The 22,503-nt window shown below is 65.2% G+C and carries 14 protein-coding genes; 10 read left to right on the top strand and 4 right to left on the bottom strand.

The window, feature by feature from the left end; all coding sequences use genetic code 11:
• Window positions 1–258: 258 nt before the first annotated feature.
• The 4 genes from CPH93_RS00405 (at window position 259) to CPH93_RS35635 (ending at window position 2,998) form a co-directional block, all read left to right on the top strand.
• Window positions 259–675 carry a hypothetical protein gene (locus tag CPH93_RS00405; RefSeq protein WP_096211555.1) on the top strand — a complete coding sequence of 139 codons (417 nt, stop codon included), beginning with the start codon at window positions 259–261 and terminating at the stop codon, window positions 673–675.
• 620 nt (window positions 676–1,295) lie between these two features.
• The gene (locus CPH93_RS00395; RefSeq protein WP_096211553.1) at window positions 1,296–2,000 is read left to right on the top strand and encodes a restriction endonuclease; all 705 of its coding nucleotides are present in this window, start codon (window positions 1,296–1,298) and stop codon (window positions 1,998–2,000) included.
• A 25-nt stretch (window positions 2,001–2,025) separates the two neighbouring features.
• Window positions 2,026–2,715, top strand: coding sequence for a restriction endonuclease (locus CPH93_RS00390; protein WP_096211552.1), 690 nt, complete (start codon window positions 2,026–2,028; stop codon window positions 2,713–2,715).
• 100 nt (window positions 2,716–2,815) lie between these two features.
• Window positions 2,816–2,998, top strand: coding sequence for a hypothetical protein (locus tag CPH93_RS35635; RefSeq protein WP_159394931.1), 183 nt, complete (start codon window positions 2,816–2,818; stop codon window positions 2,996–2,998).
• Window positions 2,999–3,011: 13 nt separating this feature from the next.
• Here the strand turns inward: CPH93_RS35635 and CPH93_RS37515 are convergent, their stop codons facing one another.
• Window positions 3,012–3,500, bottom strand: coding sequence for an ATP-binding protein (locus CPH93_RS37515; RefSeq protein ID WP_443031479.1), 489 nt, complete (start codon window positions 3,498–3,500; stop codon window positions 3,012–3,014).
• 326 nt (window positions 3,501–3,826) lie between these two features.
• On the opposite strand from CPH93_RS37515, the gene CPH93_RS00375 reads away from it, so the two are divergent.
• Both CPH93_RS00375 and CPH93_RS00370 read left to right on the top strand, forming a co-directional pair.
• Window positions 3,827–4,063, top strand: a complete 237-nt coding sequence (locus tag CPH93_RS00375) for a DUF397 domain-containing protein (protein WP_096211549.1) — start codon at window positions 3,827–3,829, stop codon at window positions 4,061–4,063.
• A 93-nt stretch (window positions 4,064–4,156) separates the two neighbouring features.
• The gene (locus CPH93_RS00370; protein ID WP_096211548.1) at window positions 4,157–5,095 is read left to right on the top strand and encodes a helix-turn-helix domain-containing protein; all 939 of its coding nucleotides are present in this window, start codon (window positions 4,157–4,159) and stop codon (window positions 5,093–5,095) included.
• Between the two features lie 28 nt (window positions 5,096–5,123).
• On the opposite strand, the gene CPH93_RS00365 is transcribed toward CPH93_RS00370, so the two are convergent.
• The 3 genes from CPH93_RS00365 to CPH93_RS00355 form a co-directional block, all read right to left on the bottom strand.
• A complete protein-coding gene (locus CPH93_RS00365; protein WP_269460169.1) occupies window positions 5,124–5,915 on the bottom strand; it encodes an SAM-dependent methyltransferase in 792 nt (263 codons plus the stop codon).
• Between the two features lie 203 nt (window positions 5,916–6,118).
• Window positions 6,119–6,385: a sigma factor-like helix-turn-helix DNA-binding protein gene (locus CPH93_RS37510; RefSeq protein WP_443031478.1), complete on the bottom strand. Its 267-nt coding sequence runs from the start codon at window positions 6,383–6,385 to the stop codon at window positions 6,119–6,121.
• A 289-nt stretch (window positions 6,386–6,674) separates the two neighbouring features.
• A complete protein-coding gene (locus tag CPH93_RS00355; protein ID WP_159394929.1) occupies window positions 6,675–7,562 on the bottom strand; it encodes a helix-turn-helix domain-containing protein in 888 nt (295 codons plus the stop codon).
• 1,489 nt (window positions 7,563–9,051) lie between these two features.
• Here CPH93_RS00355 and CPH93_RS00350 point away from each other — a divergent pair.
• From CPH93_RS00350 to CPH93_RS00335, 4 genes are all read left to right on the top strand, one after another.
• Complete coding sequence (locus CPH93_RS00350) at window positions 9,052–12,702, top strand: LamG domain-containing protein (RefSeq protein ID WP_096211544.1); 3,651 nt, start codon at window positions 9,052–9,054, stop codon at window positions 12,700–12,702.
• A gap of 151 nt (window positions 12,703–12,853) precedes the next feature.
• On the top strand, window positions 12,854–19,351 hold the full coding sequence (locus CPH93_RS00345) for an RHS repeat-associated core domain-containing protein (RefSeq protein WP_096211543.1): 6,498 nt from the start codon (window positions 12,854–12,856) through the stop codon (window positions 19,349–19,351).
• A 1,849-nt stretch (window positions 19,352–21,200) separates the two neighbouring features.
• Window positions 21,201–21,464 (top strand): helix-turn-helix transcriptional regulator, encoded by a 264-nt coding sequence (locus CPH93_RS00340; RefSeq protein WP_096211542.1) that lies wholly within the window; start codon window positions 21,201–21,203, stop codon window positions 21,462–21,464.
• 158 nt (window positions 21,465–21,622) lie between these two features.
• On the top strand, window positions 21,623–22,489 hold the full coding sequence (locus tag CPH93_RS00335) for a DUF6083 domain-containing protein (protein WP_096211541.1): 867 nt from the start codon (window positions 21,623–21,625) through the stop codon (window positions 22,487–22,489).
• Window positions 22,490–22,503 lie beyond the last annotated feature (14 nt).

The following is a 22,503-nucleotide window of genomic DNA, read 5'->3' as shown; positions in this document are numbered from 1 at the left end:
CTGCCGCGGCATCGACGCCTGCTTACGCTGCGACGGCACGGGCCATCGCACCCGGAAGGCTCCCGAAGAACACCGGCAGGCAGCGGACGAGCGCGTCACTTGCAAAAAGTGCGGGGCGTTCGAGGCTGCATGCGCACGTGCCGGGGCCAGGGACACGTCACCTGCTCGACCTGCCTGGGCATGGGAACACGCGAGTGCCCCAACTGTGATGGCGCGGGAACCGAGGCTCACGAGCGATGTGCAGGCACCGGCCACACCGTGACGTGGACCGAAGGCATCATCAGCCGGCAGCCACGGACCGAGGAAATCAAGTGGCCTGAGTCGGGCCTGCCGTACATGGCGCGGCAGCATGCACGCGAGTACGGCAACCGGCGCAACGCTTTCCTCACCCACAACGACTCCATGCCCGAAGACCTTGAGGGTGAGTTCAAAGCTCTCCTGAAGCCGCGGCTCAAGCCGCGTGACGGTGAGATCGCACGAGAGGCCAACCTGTGGTACCTGCCGCTGGCCCGGGTGGTCGTGCCCGAACACCGGCACCGGGTCTACTACGTCTACCCAGGCCAGACCTCACTCCAGGTCTTCATCCTGCCCTCGTCGCAAAGGACTTGGCAGATTGCCGTAACAGTCCTGGGGGCCTTGGCAGTGCTCTACCTGCTGTCGCGACTTCTGTCATAGAGCCACGCTCATGAAGCAACACACGCGGCCGCACCTGCGGGGCACCACACTCTGCCCTGGCTGCTCGGGTGTGTACTGCTGGCCTGAGCAGATTCGAACGCGGTTCTCTTTTCGCCATTTGATTCCCGTCCGCTCCACGACGGATGAGGCCCTGTTCTTGCAGCGGGATCAATGATGGCTGGCGCAATCCTGTCCTGATTCATCGCGGCATCGCAGAGCCGGTGGCGAGGCCTTGCACTGCACGCCTGAGGTGGCGGAATTCGAACAGAGGGGCCGGCCTCGGCGCTTGGTGGCTGGATCGGGGTTAGCCCACGCCGTATTCCTTGATCATCCGGCGGTCTTTGTCAGTGCCCGCTGCTACACCAATTCACAGGGGCATGACCGCAGTTGGCGGTCGCCTTAATGGGAGGGGAACGTATGCCGCCGGAGGGGTACCACGTCGTTAGCCGCCACATCCGACGCAACCCGCGTCCGCGGGGGAAGAAGATGAGCGGCTGGACGATCGCCGGCCTGATCGCAGGGGTCTGGCTGTGGGGGCAGGTCTTCGGCTTCGGAGGTGAGGAAGCAGCCGACCATCCGGTCTCGCCGCGGCCTGCGGCATCTACGCCGGCCACGCGGTGATGGCCAGGCGCCGACCGCGGCTGCGGAAGCCGCGCGGCACTGGCGAGCACATTGCGGCTGCCGTCATTGCCGTGGCGGCAGTGACCCTGGTGGCGCAGATGGCTTTCGCCGCGCGTCATGCAGTGGTCCGCGGATGGCCCCTATGGGCCGCCCTCACAGCTGGTGGCCTCGGGTATGGGCTATGGCGGACGCTGCGCTCCGCACGCACACAACGAATCCGCACCGCCATGCTTGCCCTGCTACGGATCACGCTCGCCGAAGTCGACGCCATGAACGACCAGGACTTCGAAATCGCGTTGCGCGATCTGCTCATCCGCGACGGCTGGTCGGCACGCAAGGTCGGCCGACAGGGAGACCAGGCCGCCGACGTCATCGGTCAGGACCGGCAGCGCGGTCGCATCGTGCTGCAGGCCAAACACACCAAGGTAGGCGGCAAAGTCGGATCAGGGGTGATGTACCAGGTGAAGGGCACCGCCGGCCCCGTCCACGGCGCCGACATCTCCGTCGTGGTGACCAACGGATCCTTCACCCGAGACGCCAAGGCATGGGGCGAACGCCATCAGATCCACTGGGTCGACCGGGACCGGCTGCGCACCTGGGCCGAGCACGGCACCCCACTCCACGACCTGCTGCGCCTGCCGCCCAGGCCCGCGCGGCGAGCTGTTCTTCGGCGCGCATCCCGAACCACCCCGATCGCAAACTAACCGGCGCACCAGGAAAGGAGGGTCGATGTACGACGACGGCTCATTCGAGCGGTGGTTGAAGTTCGTTCTCGGCGGCCTGTTCGCCGTGGCTGCCGCCAAAATGTTCTGGCACTGGCTCACACAGGACGTCTGGCACTGGATCACAGTGGGCGTATGGGGGTGGATCACCGAACATCCCTGGTGGTCAGCGCTCATCGCAGCACCCGTGGCACTGTTCGTTCTCGCATTCCTGGTTGGCCTGTTTCTCCCGGACGACGGTGTTGGCGTCTATGGGGGAGCGGAAGCGGAGGAGGAGCCGCTCGGTCTCACCTACAGCCTCGACCAGCTGGCTGCCATGAGCCCTGCCGGCTTTGAACAGGCATGCGCCGACCTCCTAGCCCGCGATGGCTTCCTGCGAGCCCGGCGCGTCGGCGGAGCCGGCGACCTCGGCGCTGACGTCGTAGCCTGGGATCCGTCCGGCAACAAGATTGTTCTGCAGTGCAAGCAGTATGCGCGACCAGTCGGATCCACAGAAACGCAGACGTTCAACGGCACAGCTCGGCCGGAACACGGAGCCGACACAGCAGTCATCGTCGGCCTCAACGGATTCACCACACCCGCGTCCCACTTCGCAGCCCGGCACGACATCACCCTCATCGGCCGTGAAGACCTGGAAAGCTGGGCCCAAGGCGAGCATCTGTACCTGGTGATCGCAGAGGAACACTCCGCCGCCTGACGACCAGGCGCCTGTCGGCTGGCCTGACACACTGGCCCAAAAGAACAACTGACCACCGGGCGGGGCCTTCTGGGTGTCAGTTGTCGATACCCCTCGGCCTGTGGATCCCCGACCTCACGGGCCCCAACGCACCGCGATCCTGGCCCGCCTGAAGGAGATCGCCGGCCAGCAGCAAGAGGGAAGCATCGATCAGCTCCGGCAACGACACATCGGCGACGCCCGCCAGTTGGTGGCCGTCCTGCAGCTCTGTATCGAAGAGAACGTCGGCCTCCACTTCAGCTGACCGCTGGCCGACGCTACCGGCCCCCGGTGGCCGGCAGTGACGGGACAGCCCTCAGGCGTGCACTGCGGTGATTGGTGCGCTGCCGGCGGTGTTGTCTGGTGGCGGGCAGGCGCGCCCACACGGTCTTGCCCGTGGTGCCTTGAGCCGTGTATCCCCAGCTGTCGCTGAGTGTGGTGACGATGAGCAGCCCGCGCCCGCTGGAGGCGAGGTGGTCTGCAGGAAGTGGGATGGGCGCATCTGGGGTCGGGTCCTGGACAGCGCATGTCACAGTGCCTGCTGCATACATCAGCCCCAGCCACCCGAAACCACAGGACGGATGCCGGGAAAGGCTGTGGCGGAGAGCGTTGGCCACAAGCTCGTTGACGATCGCAGTGGCGTCGCTGGCGCACGGAGACAGCTCCCACTGTTCCAGGGTCTGGCGGGTGTAGCGGCGGGCTCTTTGAAGTGCGGCCGGACAGGCGGTGAAGCGGCGTGTGGTGAAGCGAGGTACTCCCAGTCCCATCGCCAGTCCCCAGTCCATCAGCACGGGGGAGGGCGTGGGGTGCGAAGGAAGCTCGCTTTCAGTCAACTTCTCATCCTTTCCTTGACTCGGCTGAACTATTCCTCAGGCCAGCCCATTTGAGGGGTGATTCTCCTCAAAGGAACACCCTCCCGGGGGAGTTCGTCCGCATCATGACGAGGCTAATATCTTCAGCAGTCCGTCGCCCATGCAATTGCATATGAGATTGCATGCGGGGGAGAGGGGAGCGGCTGCTGTGCTTTGGGGTGGCCGGATTCTCATGCTCACGACAGGCGGATATTCGAACAGCACAGCGAAAAGAGGGCACGATGGAGCGCTTCGACAACGGAGTCCCGGCGAACTCGATCAGCAGCGCGCGCTGGGTGAAAAGCAGTATGAGCACCGCCCAGGGCAACTGTGTGGAAGTGGCTCAACTCCCGGGAGGGGACGTCGCGGTACGCAACTCCCGACACCCCGACGGGCCGGCGCTGGTCTACACCCAGGATGAAATGACAGCGTTCGTGACGGGCGCCAAGAGCGGCGAGTTCGATCACATCACAGCCTGAAATTAGCGCAAGCCAAACCTAGCTGCGGCGGACATGCGGACATCACCCTGCGATACTGGCCCGTGCGCTACCAGCATCGAAACAGGAGTTCGCATGTCCGCTGACCTCACGGCTCGGGTGTCATCGGTGTCTACTGCGGAGTCCCGTCCCTTGGACGAAGAGGACGACTATAAGCCATTCGTCGCCGGCAAAGTCCTCGGCGCACAGTTGCGGTACCTCCGGCGGAGCAAGGGGCTGTCGATCAAGGACGTGGCCCCGCAGATCCGTGCCTCCGTCTCCAAGATCAGCCGGATGGAGAGGGGGGAAAGCCCCCCGAGGGAACAGGACGTCCTGGACCTCGTCCGCCACTACGGAGTCGAGGCTCCCGAGCAGCTCGAGGAGATCCTTGAGCTCATCCAGCGAGCCAAGGCCCGGTCCTGGCTGCACCAGTACAGCGACATCACCCCGGGCTGGCTCAGACGGCTCATCGGCCTGGAAGACTCGGCTACCGAAATCCGTACCTACGAGACGCAACTGGTGCCTGGGCTCCTCCAGGTCCCGGACTACACACGGGCGATCATCAAGGCCGCGATGCCCAACGTCACCGAAGACGAAATGCAGCGCCGCGTTGAGCTGCGCAGGCTCAGGCAGCAGCTTCTCGACCGAGAAGGCAGGCCGCAGATGGTGGCCCTGCTTGACGAAGCAATCCTCCGGCGCCCTACCGGAGGGCCGAGGGTGATGTGCCAACAGCTTCGGCATCTGCGGCGCGCGGCCTCACTCGACGGGATCAACATCCGCATCGTCACCTTCGAAAAGGGTGCCAGCATCGGTCCGGGAGTGCCCGTCACTCACCTGGCCTTCGCGGCCAACGGCCCCTCAGAGATCATCTACCTTGAGCAGCTCAACAGCGCTCTCTACCTGAGCAAACGAGCAGACGTGGAGTCGTACCGGCTCGTACTCGACGAGCTGGCCTACGCAGCCGAAAGCAGGCGAGTCAGCATGAAGCTGCTCGACGAGGCCATCAAGAAGTACGCCTCCGTGGATACCTTCTGATCGGTCGGCTGCAGCACCGCCCCGTGATCTACCGGGTGCGGCCGACCCCGCCGTACTCGATCCACTCGGACGAGCGCTGACGTGGAGCGAGATCGGAGTCGGGCAGCCACTCCGAGACTTCCACCAGTCCTGGCTGGACCACGTCCATGTCGCGGAAAAAGGCGTCAACTTCGTGACGCTCTCTGACCCTTCCCCACCTACCGGTGATTTCCTGCATAAACGCTGTCGCCTCAGTCCTGAACTCGGCGTCGTCGCTGATGAGTTGGCAGATCACCAGGAAGCTGCCTGGCGCCAGACGCTGAGCGACGCGGCTAACGACGCCGGCCGGGTCTTCCTTGTCCGTCAGGCAGTGAAGTACGGAAACGAACAGAGCGGCCACCGGTTGGCCGAAGTCGATAAGCCTCCCAACGTCCTCATTCTCAAAGATTCGGTCGGTATCGGTCATGTCTGCCTGAATGACCGCCGTTCCGTCGTTCTCGTCTAAGAGGGTGCGGCCGTGAGCGAGAACCATGGGGTCGTTGTCGATGTAGACGACCCGCGCATTACGGCTCACGCGCTGCGCGACCTGGTGGACGTTGTCCTGAGTTGGCAAACCAGAGCCGTGATCAAGGAACTGCCTCACGCCGTACCGCTCCGCCAAGACCCGCACCACCCGCTTCAGAAAAAGCCTGTTCGTGAGAGCCAGATCCCGAGTGCTGGGTGCGAGCTTGAGCAACTGAGCGCACGCCCGTCGGTCGGAGGCGTAATTGTCCTTGCCGCCCAGGAGCCAGTCGTACATACGAGCCACACTGGGCTTGGTGACATCAATGGCGTGAGAAATGGGGTTTCTCTCCCTGGTCCGCCCGCCCCTCGCAGCCGCCGGGACGCTTCAGCCGATGGAACGCCCCATGCTAGAGAGCAGGTTGGACCAGGGCCAGTCCCCGAAGGAGGGACGGCAGCACTCCGGAGTGAATCAGCCGAACCGGGGAGAGAATCAGCGCACCGGCGCAGCAACTGCCTCCTCGGCTGCGCCGGAGCACATGGTCACCCTCCCGGGGACATTCCCAAGACGCTCGCGATGTGAGGCGGCACTTTGCGCTCGGCTATCCGCAAGAGAGCCGCCAAGGCAGAGACATGGATCCCCATGAGGTCTGCTGCCTCCCTTGGAGACATGCCCATACGGTGGTGGAGCAGCACAGCATCTGCCTGTTCCGCGGGCAGCACATCGTGCAGAACGACTGCGTCACCACCTGGTCCGGACGCAGCAGCCCGGCTGGCGGAGACGGCATGCTCCAGGACCCGCCAGGCCATCGCTGCCGGACACGAACTGCGCAGCACCTCACCCCAGATGGCCGACAACGCCCCCAACGCTGCCAACACCGCGCTCAAGCCGCATTGTCGGTCACCGAGGCGGATCTCTGCATACTCCAGATACCTGTCCTCATACAGAAGCCGAAACGCGGTATACCCCAGCGACGCGATAGCAGCCGCCTCGCCCCTGCCCTCGCCCCACGACAGCGCATCGCCTGCGCTCCCGCGCGGAGGGCGGATCATCGCTCTCCACCCGCTGACAGCACGGCCCACCGAATCACCCTGCCGATCACAGCGCCCCCGAACCGTCGCCGGACTCGGGCTCAGGCAGACCGGAGCGGGGCAGCCCACCACAGGGGAAAACGTCGTGCGAGGTCAGAAAGGCGTAGTGAACGTCCTCCCACAGAGGCCGAATATCGGCAGGGTGCCCACCGAGCCATGTGATGAGCGCACTGGTCGTAGGCCAATCGGGCACGACCTCCCCGCGCAAAGCTTCACCCGCTGCCTGCGCGGTCAGCCCCCGGCACCCCGCGCGTGCTAGTTCGGGGCACGAAGCCGCGAGATAGAGCCCCCGCAACGCATCCTGCAAGCGCTGCGCCGCGCTGTGCACATCCTGGCGGGCGGGGTAGGACATACCCTGAGCGCTCTCCCACAAGACGCGCAGTTCCGGCGCCCTCCCACCGAAAATCGTTGCCAGCATGTGCACCACCGGCCAGCTGGGCACCCGATCCCCGGCCAGGATTCGTGAGACGTACGACGGAGACAGGTCGGCCTGCTGCGCCGCGTCATGAATGGTCATCCCACTGTCGCGCTGCAAATGCGACAGCGCCGACGCCAGCTTCCCCGAGGCACGCCCACTCGATGCGCAACCCTCGTCCACGCCGGCAGGCGAAGAATCCGCGGCCTCGGCAGGGCGCAGTGCGCTGGTGCGCCCGGACAGGCACAGGCACTGCTGTCGGGCACGGCGGGCAAGAAGGCGCTTGACCCTGCGCTCCCCCCACCAGCCCCGGGCCGTCGCCACGCTGACCCCCGCGGCCGCGGCCACAGCTTCCCACCCGCTGCCAGCCACGCGGGCGTCGTGCACTGCCGCTGCCGTGTAGTAGCCAGCCTCTTTCGTGAGGTTGTCAGCATGCTCCAACAGCACCGGCAGGGGAGCCTGCTGATGCTCGGCTTCCACGAGCCGGGCAGCCAGAATATGGATGTCTTCCGAAATCGGCCGACCCCACGGACACCCACCTGCCGGCTGAGGCGTGGCCTGGCCGTCTCGCTCACGCTGCGCACGTCGACGGCACGCCTTATCGCAGTAATCCTTCCGCCGTCCCGGCCCTGTCCGCTGCAGGAACCGCCGACCGCAGTACACACAGCGGCTGTAGCCCGTCGGAACCTTCACCCTCTGTTTCTCCCTCCCCATCCGGCGTTCTCTGCACCGGCGCGGAGCACAAACGACAGACAGCGCGCCGCGCCGGTTCACTAGTTGGCCGGCTCTCGGCCCTGGGCCGCTTGCGCCCAGGCCCGAGAGCGCGACACCTCAGTTGAGGCGAATCCGCAGGTAACGGAGGGTAGTTCGCCCTGTCATGCCAACCAGCGGAAGCAGGAGCGCCCCATCCACGGGGCGCGGCACGGTATGGGTGGCGACCATCCACACCGAGATGACTGCCGCTACGACGGCACTCAGGCGCACCGTGACATCCCAGGCACGCAGCACCCGTGTTTGGGCATGCGGAAACAACGGAATGCTAGATTCACGCGTCATCGGGGGCGCGGGAAAAGCCCCTCGATGAAATCGGTCGATCATTGAACCCTCAGTGTCGATCGTAATGAGCCCCGGGAGTGGTAGCCGCCACCCCGGGGTTTCCCAATTCGGGATGCCAGGACGCTACATCTCCCTGTGGTCGTACGCCATGTCTGCGGATCTCCGTGCAACAAAGTTACTGGCGGGTAGAATAGGTTCTGACGGACTCCCGTGCCCCTCGGAGGTGAAGGGTTTCGAAGGGAATCGGTCGTGAATTGTCGCAACTTCCCGCGCGCCCGCTCAAGAGGCTGAAAAATTCAGAAGATTGCACGCATCTGGTTGCTGCGCAACCGCCGTTCTGATTAACGCTGCAATCGTCAAGAGAATGCATCCCGATTCACTCTTGAGGGGGACGTGAAATGGCCTCGGGTCCCGAGAGTGCACGTGCAGATGCAATTAATCTCGCGTCCGCCTGTCTAGTGGGGCGCCCAGCAAGGGGGTGCCCGGGTGTGCGTGTTGCGCCCTTCGCCCCGTATGCGCCTTGGTAATTGGATGCCGTTGTCTTTGGTGGGTTGTGCGTGACAGCTGTCCGGCCGGGGTGCCGTCAAGCCTCGTCATCTGCGCGGTGGCTGGGGTGTTCGCAGGGCGCCGAACCTGCCAGGGCCGTGCTGGCGCGTATCAGCCATGTGACGGGCCTCACGCTTGACGGTGAAACTTGGGGCGGGGTTAACTCGCGCAGCTGTGAAGTTTCTGTGAATGACATGAACTCAGGGTGGGGACTGTGAGTTTGGGGTGGGGGCACCGGATTCACGGTGCACGAAGAAGCACGACCCGACGCGGCATAGCCGGCGTCACAACCATGGCGCTACTGACAGCGCTCCCGGTGCTCACTCTCGCGCCACCGCAAGCCACCGCGGCCGGCAAGATCCCGGCTATGCCGCGTTCCGCACTGCAGCGAGCCGCGGCGACCGGCGAGTCAGTAGAGGTGACGTCAGAGCGCACCGCCTACTCGCAGACGGTCGCCAACCCTGACGGCACGTTCACGCTGACGCAGTCCACGACACCCCAGCGCGCCAAGGCACCTGACGGTTCGTGGCAGGAAATCGACACCACACTGGAGCGTCGCACCGACGGCACTGTAGGACCGAAGAGCGCCGTGGTGAACCTGGACTTCTCCGGCGGCGGCCCCGGGGCGGGCATGCTGCAGTTAGGCAAGGACGAGCAGTCCATGAAGTTCGGCTGGCCGGGCACGCTGCCCACCCCAGCGCTGAACGGAGCAACCGCCACGTATGCCAACGTCCTCAAGGGCGTCGACCTACAGCTCACGGCAACCGCCGAGGGATACCGCGAGGTTCTCGTCGTCAAGACAGCCGAAGCAGCGCACAGCCCCGAGCTGGAAAACATCAAACTCACCGCCTCCGCCCAGGGCCTGAGCGTCATCCCCGGAGCCGGCGGCGGGCTGCGCGCCGTCGATGCCGACGGCAACGCGGTCTTCACCGGACCAGCTGGCCAGATGTGGGACTCCGCAGGCGACACACTGCCTCCCGCATTCACGTCCAAAGCTGCCAAACAGCGAGGCACGAAAGCCTCACAGCCAACGGCCGCCGAGCAGCCAGGGAACGAAGGGGGCGACCCCACGCACCCGGGGGATGGGGCCGCCAGCGCCGAGCTGCCCGTCACCGTCACCGGGGGCGCTGTCTCCGTCGCACCGGATCTGGACCTGCTGCGTGGCAAGGACACCGTCTACCCCGTCTACATCGACCCGCCTGTCGGCCTCGGGGTGTCCGAGCGCACCAAGCTCTCCTCCGACGGCGACAAGTTCTGGCAGTTCGACAAGCCCATGGGCGTCGGCAGGTGCGGCAACGCCGACGGCTACTACTGCGGCTCCGGCTACACCGACCGCATGTACTTCGAGTTTGCCCCGACCAAGCTCAGCGGCAAGTACGTCATCGACGCCACCTTCCGGGCCCACGAGACCTGGTCGTTCAACTGCACCCCGTACTGGGTCGACCTCAAGCGCACCGACAACATCTCCGAAGGCACTCGCTGGCCCGGGCCCAAGACGCTCGACCACATGGGTGACCGCTACATCTCCGCCGGACGCGACAAGAACTGCTCGCCTGCGCAGCCGGACACCTGGGTGGAGTTCAACGACAATCCCCAGGAGAGCGACGAGAACCTCGCCTCCACGGTCCGCTCTTTCGCCGACGGCAAGATCCACCGCCTGACGCTGATGCTGCGCGCAACGGACGAGAGCGAACCGCGGGCGTGGAAGCGCTTCGACGACAACGCCGAGCTCAAGGTCAACTACGTGCCCCGGCCGGGCCTGCCGACCTCCGTCGGCGTCATCCCCGGAACGGGCACCACCGCCTACTGTCGCACCTCCTCCTCCGACCCGCTGACCGTCACCACCGCCGCCCCCACCGTCCAGGCACGCGTCCAAACGAAGGTGCAGCCCAAGGGCGGCGAAGAGAAGGGCTCGCTGCAGGCCGAGTTCTGGATGGAACGCAAGAACGGCAGCTCATGGGACAAGGTCTGGAGCGACTACAAGCCCGATAAGGGCTGGGACCCTGACGGCACCCTGGAAAAGGCCGTCACCGGACAGCGCGCTGACGGCGGCCTCTACCGCTTCAAGTCCCGTACCCAGTCCCACTGGTACTACGGATCCAAGTCCGGTGACCTGTTCTCCGCCTACTCCTCCTGGTGCTACCTGAAGATCGACACCAGCGCCCCCAAGGCGCCACAGATCACCAGCACCGGCCCGTATACCGAATGCACCACCAACCTGTGCGAACCCAAGGGCGGCCCCGGCATCGCCGGCGCCTTCACCTTCAAGCCCCACAGTGGCGAATCCGGCATCAAGGGCTACCGCTACCGCCTGCTGACCACGTCGAAGAAGGGCGCAAAGACCGTCAGCGGAGCCACCTCCGCCGTCAAGGATGTCACCCCGTCGCTGCCCGGCACCCAGGTCCTTTCCGTCGAAGCCACCGACCTCGATGCCGACGGCCGCGTCCGTTACGGACCGCCCAGCGAATACGTCTTCAAGGCCTCGCCCGCCGAAGGCAACACCGGCCGCTGGCACTTCGACGACGCCCATCCCGGCTCGACCACCACCACCGCAGCCGACAGAGCCACCGTAGGGGCCCGCCACCACGCGACCCTCTACACCACCGGTACCGGTTGGTCCACGCTCGCTCGACGAGGCGCCCACGACTACTCCCTGTGGATGGACAGCGCCGACCCGAACAAGCAACACGGCTACGCTGCCACCAGCACACCAGCCCTCAACACCGGCGACTCTTTCACCGTCTCCGCCTGGGTCTACCTCACCGACACCACAGCGAACCACGTGGCGCTCACCGAACCGGGCGAACACGCCTCGGCCTTCACGCTCTACTACTCCGCCACGACCCGCAAGTGGGTGTTCAACCGCACCGACCAGGACAGCAAGACCGCCTCCTACATCCGCTCCCTGGCCGACAGTCCCAACCCAACACCGCGAGTCTGGACCCACCTGGCCGGCGTCTTCGACACCCAGCACGACGCCGATCCGAAGAACGACACCATCCAGCTCTTCGTCAACGGACGGCCCCAGGGCCAGCCCATCACCGCAAGTACCGTCAGCACCTACAAGCCATGGACGGCCTCCGAAGGACTGCAGTTCGGCCGCAGCAAGGTCGCCGACACCTACGGAGAGAACTGGCGCGGCCGCATCGACGAAGTTGCCCTGTGGCAGCGCCCGCTGAATGCCGACGAACTGCACCAGGAAGCTGCCCTCGAGCAGGACGGCGTACCCGCCAATGAACTCGTTGGGCACTGGGACGCCGCCATCTCCCAGGGCACAAGCCTCCGCGAAAGCCCCGAAGACCCTGATGACCCCAGTAGCACCGGCTTCCCCTACAGCCGTGGCCCGCTGAAGCTCTCCGCAACGGGCGCATCCCTCAAGGACGAGGACGGTCAGGACCAGTCCCTGGTTCTCAATGGCTCTACCGGCTACGCATCCGCCACAGGGCCCGTCGTTGACGAGACAGGGTCCTTCACAGTCTCTACCCGCGTCCGCCTGGACTCAGCCGGCCTTGCCAAACAGCCCGTCGGCTACCGCGCCGCGGTCTTCTCCCAAGCCACACCGGCAGGCAAGGAATCCTCCTGGGCTCTGTGGGTGGAGAAGCCAGCAGCCGACACCTATCTGTGGAAGTTCGGCCGCACCGCCGTCGACGCCACCGGCAAGGTAACCGACACCGGCCTGGTCACCGCACAAGAGCCCATCAGCCCCAAGGAACTCAACAGCTGGGTGGACCTCACCGGAGTCTTCGACGCCGCCGAGACTTTCACCGACGACGACGGCCAACAGCAGCTGGGCATGACCCATCTGTACATCGGCCAGTTCCAACAGCAGCCCGAAGGCGAAGCGGGCTTTGCTACCCCCCAACAAGGCAGCGGAGACCTCACCGCAGGCAACGCCCCCCTGGCCGGGACCACCAGTCACTACCTCCCCGGGGCCTTGGCCGAACTGCGCGTATGGACTGGCGCAATGACCGCAGATCAGGTCCGCTCCCAGGTGCTGGCAGCCCCCGACGACGCCTGAGCGGAGCAACAGCAGTCGGTGGCGGCAGCCGCGCAGCCGTCACTGAGTGCCGCCGCAACACGCAGCTCTCTCCAACTACCTCACGCTGCCCCGGTTTGTACCACCGGGCTGATGACTGGCGCCCGCAACAGCGGGTGCAAGGAGAACCCACATGTACACCACCGACCTGCCACGTTCCGCGCCCTCCAGAGGTCGCCGCTGGACGCAGCGCATCGCCGTCACACTGAGCTTCACCCTCCTGCCAGGCCTGATCTCGCCCGTCGCCTTCGCCGCAGACCCTGACCCACTGGGCCGCCCCAAACTCACCGCACCACGCGCAGCCGACGTCAAACGCCTCACCACCAAAGCTGATCCCCGCACCGCCGCCCAGTTACGCAAGGCAGAGGCCGCCGACATCGCCGACCGACAGCGCGCTCACACCGACCAACAACGCACCACTACCTGGCCAACCACTGGAACGGCCCGCCTCACCACCACGGCCGCTCACGCCAAAGCCAAGCCCGGTGACCTTCCCATCACCCTGACCAAACCCACCGGACGCACCACCCGCGGCGCCACCACGATCGAGGTCGCAGTCCTGGGGCAGGACACCTCACGCACCCTGGGCCTCAAGGGCGTGGTTCTCACCGCCACGGGGCCAGCCCGCGGGGGAAGCACCGAGATCAACATCAACTACGCGGCCTTCGCCTCCGCCTACGGCGGTGACTACGCCGGCCGACTGCGCCTGATGAGCCTGCCGACCTGTGCACTGACCACGCCAGATAAGGCAGCATGCCGCCATCTGAGCCCGCAGCGCTTCACTAACCAGCGCGCCCGCCAGCAGATCACCGCCCCCCTGACATTCAAGCCAGGCACCGGCGGCCAGGAGATGGTGCTCGCTCTGGCCGCCGGTACCAAATCCGGGGCGGGCGACTACAAAGCCACCCCGCTCGCAGCCTCCTCCACCTGGGAAGCCGGCGGTTCCTCCGGCTCCTTCACCTGGTCCTATCCCCTGCGCACTCCACCGGCCGCAGCCGGACCAACTCCGGACCTGAACATTTCCTACGACTCCGGCAGTGTCGACGGCCGCACTGCCAGCACGAACAACCAGGGCACCACGATCGGGGAAGGCTTCGACCTCACTTCCTCCTACGTCGAGCGCAAATACGGCTCCTGCGACGACGACGGCCAGGACGAAAAGTTCGACCAGTGCTGGAAGTACGACAACGCCTCCCTCGTGTTGAACGGCAAGGCCACCGAACTCGTCAAAGACGACAGCACCGGCCACTGGCACCTGAAGAACGATGACGCCTCCCTCGTCACCCACCACACAGGCGCCGACAACGGTGACGACAACGGCGAATACTGGACAGTCACCACAGGAGACGGCACCACCTACACCTTCGGTCTGAACAAGCTCCCAGGAGCCGGAGCTGACGACCGCACCGACTCGGTATGGACCGCCCCCGTCTTCGGCGACGACAAGGACGAGCCCGGCTACGACAACGGCACCACGTTCGCCAAACGCGACAAGAAACAGGCCTGGCGCTGGAACCTGGACCTCGTCCAGGACACCCACAGCAACGCCATGACCTACTGGTACCAGGCCGAAACCAACAACTACGACAAGCTCGGCGACGACAACACCGGCACCCCCTACACCCGCGGCGGCTACCTTAAAGAAATCCGCTACGGCCAGCGCGCTGGCTCCCTGTTCTCCGCCACCCCCGCCGCCTCCAACAAGGTCATCCTTAACTACACCGAGCGCTGCACCGCCGCGGGAGACGGCTGTGACTCCCTGACCAAGGACACCCGCGACAACTGGCCCGACGTACCCTTCGACGCCGTCTGCAAAGACGACGACAAATGCACCGGCAACGTCGCCCCCACCTTCTTCACCCGCAAGCGCCTCACCAGCCTCACCACTTATGCCTGGGACACCACCGCCACCACGCCCGCCTACGCGCCGATCGACGCCTGGAACCTCAAACAGCAATACCTCGATCCCGGCGACACCGGCGACTCCTCCGATCAGTCCCTATGGCTGGACGAGATCAAGCACACTGGCAAGCGCGGCACCGACATCGCCCTCGCCCCAGTCCGGTTCGACCACGAATTCAGGCCCAACCGCGTTGACGGCGCCAGCGACAACATCCTCTCCCTCGAAAAGCCGCGCCTGAAAACCGTCACGTCCGAAGCCGGCGCACAGACCATCGTCAGCTACGCCGAAGCCGACTGCGTCGCCGGCCAGACCATGCCCAAGGTCGACCAGAACACCCGACGCTGCTACCCCGTCTACTGGAAACCCAACGGAGGCTCCGCCGACCCTCAACTGGACTGGTTCCAGAAGTACCCCGTCACCGCCGTCTCCACCACCGACCCCCATGGCGGGTCCGTCGCCGTCCAGCACACCTACACCTACTCAGGCGGCGGTGCCTGGCACTACAACGACGACCCCCTCACCCCCGCCAAAGAACGCACCTGGTCCCTCTGGCGCGGCTACGAAAAGGTCACCCACCTCACCGGCGACCCCTCCGGCACCCAGTCCAAGACCACCACCGTCTACATGCGTGGCATGAACGGCGACCGCCTCCTTGCCACCGACGGCAAGACCCTCGACCCCGACAAGCGCCGCACCGCTACCGTCACCGGCATCAAAGCCACCGACATCACCGACAGTGAGCAATACGCTGGCTTCACCCGTGAAACAGCGACTTACAACAACGCCGCCTACACATCCGGCACCGTCAACGACCCCTGGTCCAAGCGCACCGCCACCCAACACAAGTCCTACGCCGACACCGAGGCCTACTTCACCCGCACTGGCGCCACCCACGCCCGCACCGCGATCACCAGTGGCATCACCCCCACCGACCGGATCCGCACCACCATCACCACCTACGACGACCTGGGCATGCCCCAGACCGTCGAAGACCGCGGCGACGACGCCGAAAACGGTGACGAAACCTGTACCCGCACCTGGTACGCGCGCAACGATGACGGCCTAACCTCCCTGGTCTCCCGCACGCGCACCACCTCTAAGCCCTGCACCACACCAGACACAGACCTCGACCTGCCCGCAGACAGCAGCAGACCAGGCGACGTCATATCCGACACCGCCACCGCCTACGACACCACCACCTGGTCCGCCAACCAGAAACCCACCAAGGGTGACGCCCAGTGGACCGGCCGCGCCAAGGGCTACGACACCGCCAACGTCCCCACCTGGCAGAAGACCGCCACCACGGACCACGACGCCCTCGGCCGCCCTACCCTCGTCAAGGACGCCCGGGACCACACCAAGACCACCACGACCTACACACCAGCGACCAACGGACCTCTACTGTCCCAAGTCACCGGCGATGCCAAGGGATACGAGACCACCACCACGCTTGACCCGGCCACTGGCTCTCCACTCAAAGCGACCGATCCCAACGGCCGGATCACCGAAACCGAATACGACTCTCTCGGCCGTGTCACCAAGGTCTGGCTCCCCAACCGCTCCCGCCTCGCGCAGAAGACCCCCAACTACGTCTACGTCTACCACCTCGCCAGCAACGACCTGCCCTGGGTCTCCACCGGAACTCTGCGTGGCGACGGAAACGGCTACAACACCACCTACGAGATCTACGACTCCCTCCTGCGCATCCGCCAAGTCCAAACCCCGTCACCGACCGGCGGACGTCTCATCGCACTCACCCTGTACGACTCCCGCGGATTCGCCTCCAGCTCACAGTCGGACATCTGGGACGAGAAGAATGACCCGTCTGGAACCGCGGTCCAGACCGAGGGCAGCCAGGCACCCACCCAGACCGACACCACGTACGACGGCGCCGAACGCCCGATCAAGGCCGTCACCCGCAACTTCGGCACAGCCCGCTGGACCACGCAAACCAACTACACCGGCGACACCACCTCGACCACTGCGCCCACCGGCGGCCAAGCCGTCACCACCGTCACTGACGCCCGCGGGCAGACCACCCAACGCCTGGACTACGGCGGGCCCACGCCCACCGGCACCGACTACGTCGCTACCAACTACACCTACACCCTGGGCGGACAGCCCAGAACAGTCACCGGCCCCATCGCAGAGACCGACACCGCTAAGCCGACCTGGTCTCACACCTACGACCTGTTTGGTCGTCAAACCACCACATCCGACCCGGACAAGGGCACGACCAGCACGACATACGACGACCTTGACCAGGTGACCACCGTTACCGACGCCGAGAATAGAACCCTGGTCCACGCCTACGACGAACTCGGCCGAAAGACCGGCACATGGCAAGGCTCCAAGACCGACGCCAATAAGCTCACCGCTTGGACGTTCGACACCCTCGCCAAGGGCCAGCCTGACGCGTCCATCCGCTACGAGGGCGGCGCTGGCGGGAAGGCGTACACCCAAAAAGTCACCCACTATGACAGCCTCTACCAACCCACCGAGCAACAGCTCTCCCTACCGGAGGGCGATCCACTCGTAAAGGCAGGACTCCCCAAGAACCTGTCCACCACCACCGGTTACCGCCTCGACGGAACAATCAGCCAGGCATCCCAGCCTGCAATAGCTGGCCTGCCTGCCGAAACCGTCTCCTACACCTACAACGCCACAGGTCAGCAACTCACAGCCAAGGGCACCACCGGCTACCTGCAAGGTGCAGACTATGCACCCGCAGGCGACCTACGTCGCCTCACCCTGGGCACCAACGCCGGCACCTCAGCCAAGAACGCCTACATCGGCTACGACTATGAACCGGGCACCCGCCGACTGATCCGCTCCTACGTCACCGACGACACACACCCATACAGGCTCCAGGACCTGGCTTTCCGCCAGGACGACGCCGGCAACGTCACGTCCATCTCCGACGCCACAAACCTCGGAGGCACGGGGAAGAACGACAACCAGTGCTTCGCCTACGACGGATACCGCCGCCTCAGCGAGGCCTGGACCCCGAAAGCCGACGACTGCAGCGCTGGCGGACGCACGAGCACCAACCTCACTGGTGCCGCACCGTACTGGACCAGCTACACCTACAACTCCGCAGGTCAACGTAAGCAACAGGTGCAGCACACCACGTCAGGAGACACCACCACCACCTACACATACGGCACACCCAACAAGCAGCCCCACCCCCTGGCAAGCACCGAAACCAACGGCAAAACCCAGACGTACGCGTACGACAAAACTGGTAACACCATCCAGCGCCCCGGCACCAAGGCCAATCAAACCCTTCAGTGGAACAGCGAAGGCAAGCTCTCAACCACAACGGAACCTGCCGCCACAGGCACCCCCTCCACCACCGACTACCTATACGACGCCAACGGAGAACTCCTCATCCGCCGAGCCGCCACAGACGGCGTGAGCATCCTCTACTTCGGTGACACCGAAATACGTCTTACAACCAGGGGCACGCTCTCAGGCCTCCGCTACTACACCGCAGCTGGCCGGAACATCGCGGTGCGCACTGCCTCCAGTGGAGCGAGCACAAAGCTGACTTTCCTTGCCGCTGATCACCACGGCACTTCAATCCTGGCCATCGACGCCGGCACCTACAGCTACACCAAGCGCTACACCACCCCGTTTGGAGCACCCCGCGGGACCGCACCCACGGCCTGGCCCGATGACAAGAGTTTCCTCGGGGCGCCTTCCGACGCCAGTACAGGCCTCACCCACATCGGAGCCCGTGAGTACGACCCCGACACCGGTGCCTTCCTCAGCGTTGACCCCCTACTTGAGGCCGAAAAGCCTCAAACCCTCAACGGATACAGCTACAGTTCGAACAATCCGACCACTAACTCCGACCCAACGGGACTCGGTAACGCAGACTGCATGACCGGTGTCATGCAGCACTGCACTAACGGAGTTCCGGGTAGCGGATCTGTTTATCATCCCGAGCGGGAAAGGCACTCCGGCTGCTCTGTCGGGTGCTATAGCGGAGGCTCATCCGGTACGGCATACACCAGTAGCAGTGGACGTGTCACCAGCGGGCACTGGGGTTCCGCTTGCAATCGGTTCAGCTGCAACAAGAGATGGATCTCTGGCCCCCGTGGGGATGACAAGGACTGGTTGGGCGGAATCCTCACCGGAATCGTCGACACGGCCACAGTCGGCTGTCAAGTATTTCAGATCTTTGGCTCTGTCGACTGTGCGGGCGATGCCATGCGCCAGGAAATGGAAGAAAGCGGTGTCGGTCTTGACACGTCAGCCTTCTCCGACGGCGTAGGGCTGGGGGCCACGTTTACGCCGGTGCCCGGTGCTGGTTTCTTCAGGACTGGTGAGCTTGCTGTTGGCGGGATGCTGGCCAGGAGGGGGAAGAACATTGGGCCGTTTCAAGAACTGCCGATACCCATGCAAAAGCGCGCGGTTAAGAAAGTCGCACAGCAAGCAGGTGTTGGCCTTGACGGGGTGAAGGTTAAAATCAACCGTGACGCGGAGCTTGTAGGAAAGATGCTCTACGGGCACACTGCACCGAATCGAACCATCACTCTTTACCCAGACGCCTTCTCGTCAGCCGAGAACCTCACCAAGACGATTGGGCACGAGCGGCAGCACGTCATGCAAATCGACACCTATGGGCCTGCCACGTCACTTGCGCAGGAGGCCGCCTGGGAGAGAGCAGCTTACGCTTCAGAGGGGCAGTTCTGGAACTACTACAACGGGAGGCTCGGGTAGTGCAGAAAAGAGACAATTGGATTTCTCTCATCCCCAGCGTTACCGCCGCCGAGTGGGAACCTGTTCCATGTCCCCACTGCAGCAAGGTGCAACTGGATTATAGGTACATCATCGACCCAAAGACGCGTCTCGGATACTTTCTGCTCTGGTGCAACGCATGCCTGCACGGCATCACCGTGTCGCGAGTAAAGGCCCCGTCCGGCGTCAAGGCGAGATCCATGGATGATCCGAGAGCGCTGACGGATGTACCCGAATTCACCCGCTGTACGTAAATTAGGTCCCCCACGCACGGTGTGTGGAGTCGGCGGGCGCGTGGAGTGATCCATGATGCGGCACGTTCGCAGAGTCGATGAGGCTCTTGCGCCCTGCGCGTTCTACGGTCTGGGCAGGGTATTCCGATGAGGTGCAGGACCTCACAGACTGGAGTGCATCTCTGCCTTGAGATCCGTATCAGGCAGAGCCGAAAAGTGGGTAGAAGTAAGCGCCAGTGCTCATGGGCTCGGCTATGAAGAGTGGGATTTCGCCAGCGCAATCCCGGCTGGTCATTCTGACCGGCTATCCGTCCATACCCGTCGCGTGTGCCAGTGAGTGCTCTCCAGCGCCTAGCGCTGGAGACGAGTGGGTGCAGCTTGCCTTGGTAATCCTGTCGGCCAGGGCAAGGCGTAGCGTCCAGGTGATGTCTTCAGTGCGCATATCGTACGACCAGGACGTCGCTGCTCCCGTAGTGACCAGGCGGTCGAGCGTGCTGGCCAGGAAGCTGGGGGGCAGCGCGCATACGCGCCCCAGCCGGTCCGCCTCGATGACCCCATTGGTGCTGCCGGGGGCGAGGTTCACGACCAACGCCAACGCTGCCAATTGCCCAGGGGGCGGTAGGCCGCGAAGCGCCTGGTGGGACGTCACGCGCATAGCCCCGTCGGCGGCTTGGGCACGATCAAGCCGTCCGGGAGCCTGTGCAAGGACAGCAGCGTCGAGGAGTTGCGCCAAGACGCCGCAGCGCATCGCCGATGGTGAGTCCACAGGCAGGCGAATGAGCCAGCCGACCTGTTCCAACTCCTCCCACGGGTGTGGATTCTGATTTATGCGCATGCCTCGCAGGAGGCCTGCCGGTATCCAGAGTCGACCTGAGGCAGTGGAACGCAGTGCGCACTGGGTGGCTAGCAGCCGGGCAGCAGCGTCGACTTCTTGTGGAAGGGCAGCTGCGAGGTAGCTGAGCATCTCACGGACCCGGACTGGCGCCTCCGTGCCCATGGCCCGCCGCCTCGGCTGCCGACGGGAGAGCTTGGGGGGTGTCGCGACCGTGTTCTCGGGCACGGTGGCGCTGTGTGCGGTGGCCCGCGCGCATGCCGTGCAGGTATCAGCAAGCCGCCAAAGACGGCCGCCGCGCTCGCAGGTCAGTACCAGTGCGATCGGGCCCGAGCAGCCGCGGTGGCGCGGATGCCACTGGCAGCCGCGCTCGTGGCACTGACAGGTGCGCAGATGCGCCGGCAGGGTGTCGTGGAGGGCATGGCTGGCCAGATGGCTCACCACGGCGGGCCGCACCCCCGCTGTTCCCAGCGGCCGTGGCCTGCTGGCCGGAGGGCAGTGTGGGCAGACCAGCACAGGGCCACCGTGTTGCGGGCGTAGCTCGACTGTCCAGGTGCGCTGCACTGGCCGTCCGGTTGCGCACAGCTTCATGGTCGTAAGCCTTTCTTCCTCTCCGCGTCGAGGTCCTTGGTTATGCGCCGTGGTGGGGGAGAGGCGGGCGGAACGGTAGTGCAGACCTCTGCCCTCCCTCGGGTGGCCGCCACCTGCAGAAATAGGGCAGAGGTCTGCACTGACAGGGCAGGGGTCTGCCCCTTCGGATGGGAAAGTGACGATCTTCCCGCCCGACCCGAACCTCACCGCCCTGCGCCTGGAGCTGGGACGGCTACGGGGCGAGCGCGGATGGACCTACGACGAACTCGCCAGCCGCAGTGGCCTGGCCAGACGCACCCTCATCGAGATCGAGCAGGGCCGCACCATCGGCACCCTCAAGACGTGGCACGCCCTCGCCCACGCCCTCGGCGTCCCCGTCGACCACCTCTTCAGCACTCTCTGCGAGGGGCACCAGCCCCCGGCCGGCGCCGCCGAATAACCTGCCGCGGCCGCCCTCCGGCAGATCACCCGATCCGGCCACCGAATGCGTACGTGCTTACGCAAACCGAACGGTCATTCTCAGCGATTGGCCCAGATGCGGGACAGTGACGGCACGGACGCCGAGCTCCCGGCGCGTCACCTGTCACCTTCACGGCCATGTGCTCCACCACTGCCTCATCCGGCCGCCGATGGGACGGCACCCCTGCCCGCCCGCACCACCGTCCGCGCGCTCTGCGCGTGGCCGCGGACAGCCCCAGCCGACTCCTTCGCACCGCTCAGCCCAGCCGTTGCCGTGATTGCGGCAACCGCATCGACTGGTACACCCGCACCACCCAGCACCCCATCAGCCTCCATCCGCACGAGGTGACCACAGCAGCAGTCCCCACCTCGTCCCGCTGGCACGTCAGCTCCGGCATCGCCCACCCCGCACACGACGGCACACCCTGGTGCCGCATCCCCCACACCACCCTCTGCCCCGCACACCCCACCAACGAGCCCGCCACCCCGCAGCTCGCTGAACTGCGCCGCCACCTCGCCCTCCGCACTCGACGCCTGCTCGACACCGGCGCCTTCACCCCACAACCCACCGACCCGGCACCTACCCAACCCCCTGCCTTGTGCCGACCCGCTCGACCTGTGGTGCAACTTCTGTACTGCCGCTATCTCGCGCAGCGCCCCCTCGACGAGATCCGCTGCGTCGCACAGACCCGCCTACGCCACCGCTGTACCCACCCTCTCCTCACCCCGGACACGCCAGCGGGTACCTGGACACTCATGTCCACCACGCCCCGCTACGGACAACTCGCTCTACCGGCATCCGAGATGGCCGTCTACGACCTCAACCAACTGTCCTATGCAGAGCAGCTGCGCTGGCGCGCTCAGCGCTGCCCCCTTCACGCGGCCGCCCCGCACGTCGCCGACCTGGCGCTGGCCGAGTGGGAGGTCTTCGACCCACTGCTCCACCCCTCCCACATGTATCCCCGTCTGCCCACCGCCATTCGGCACCGGGGACGCCACATGTGACGTGCGGAGGAGCA

The sequence above is a fragment of the Streptomyces sp. 2323.1 genome, from assembly GCF_900221035.1.
GTDB lineage: Bacteria > Actinomycetota > Actinomycetes > Streptomycetales > Streptomycetaceae > Streptomyces > Streptomyces sioyaensis.
The sequence above is the reverse complement of the archived record's forward strand: the minus strand, read 5'-3'. Positions and strand labels throughout refer to the sequence as shown.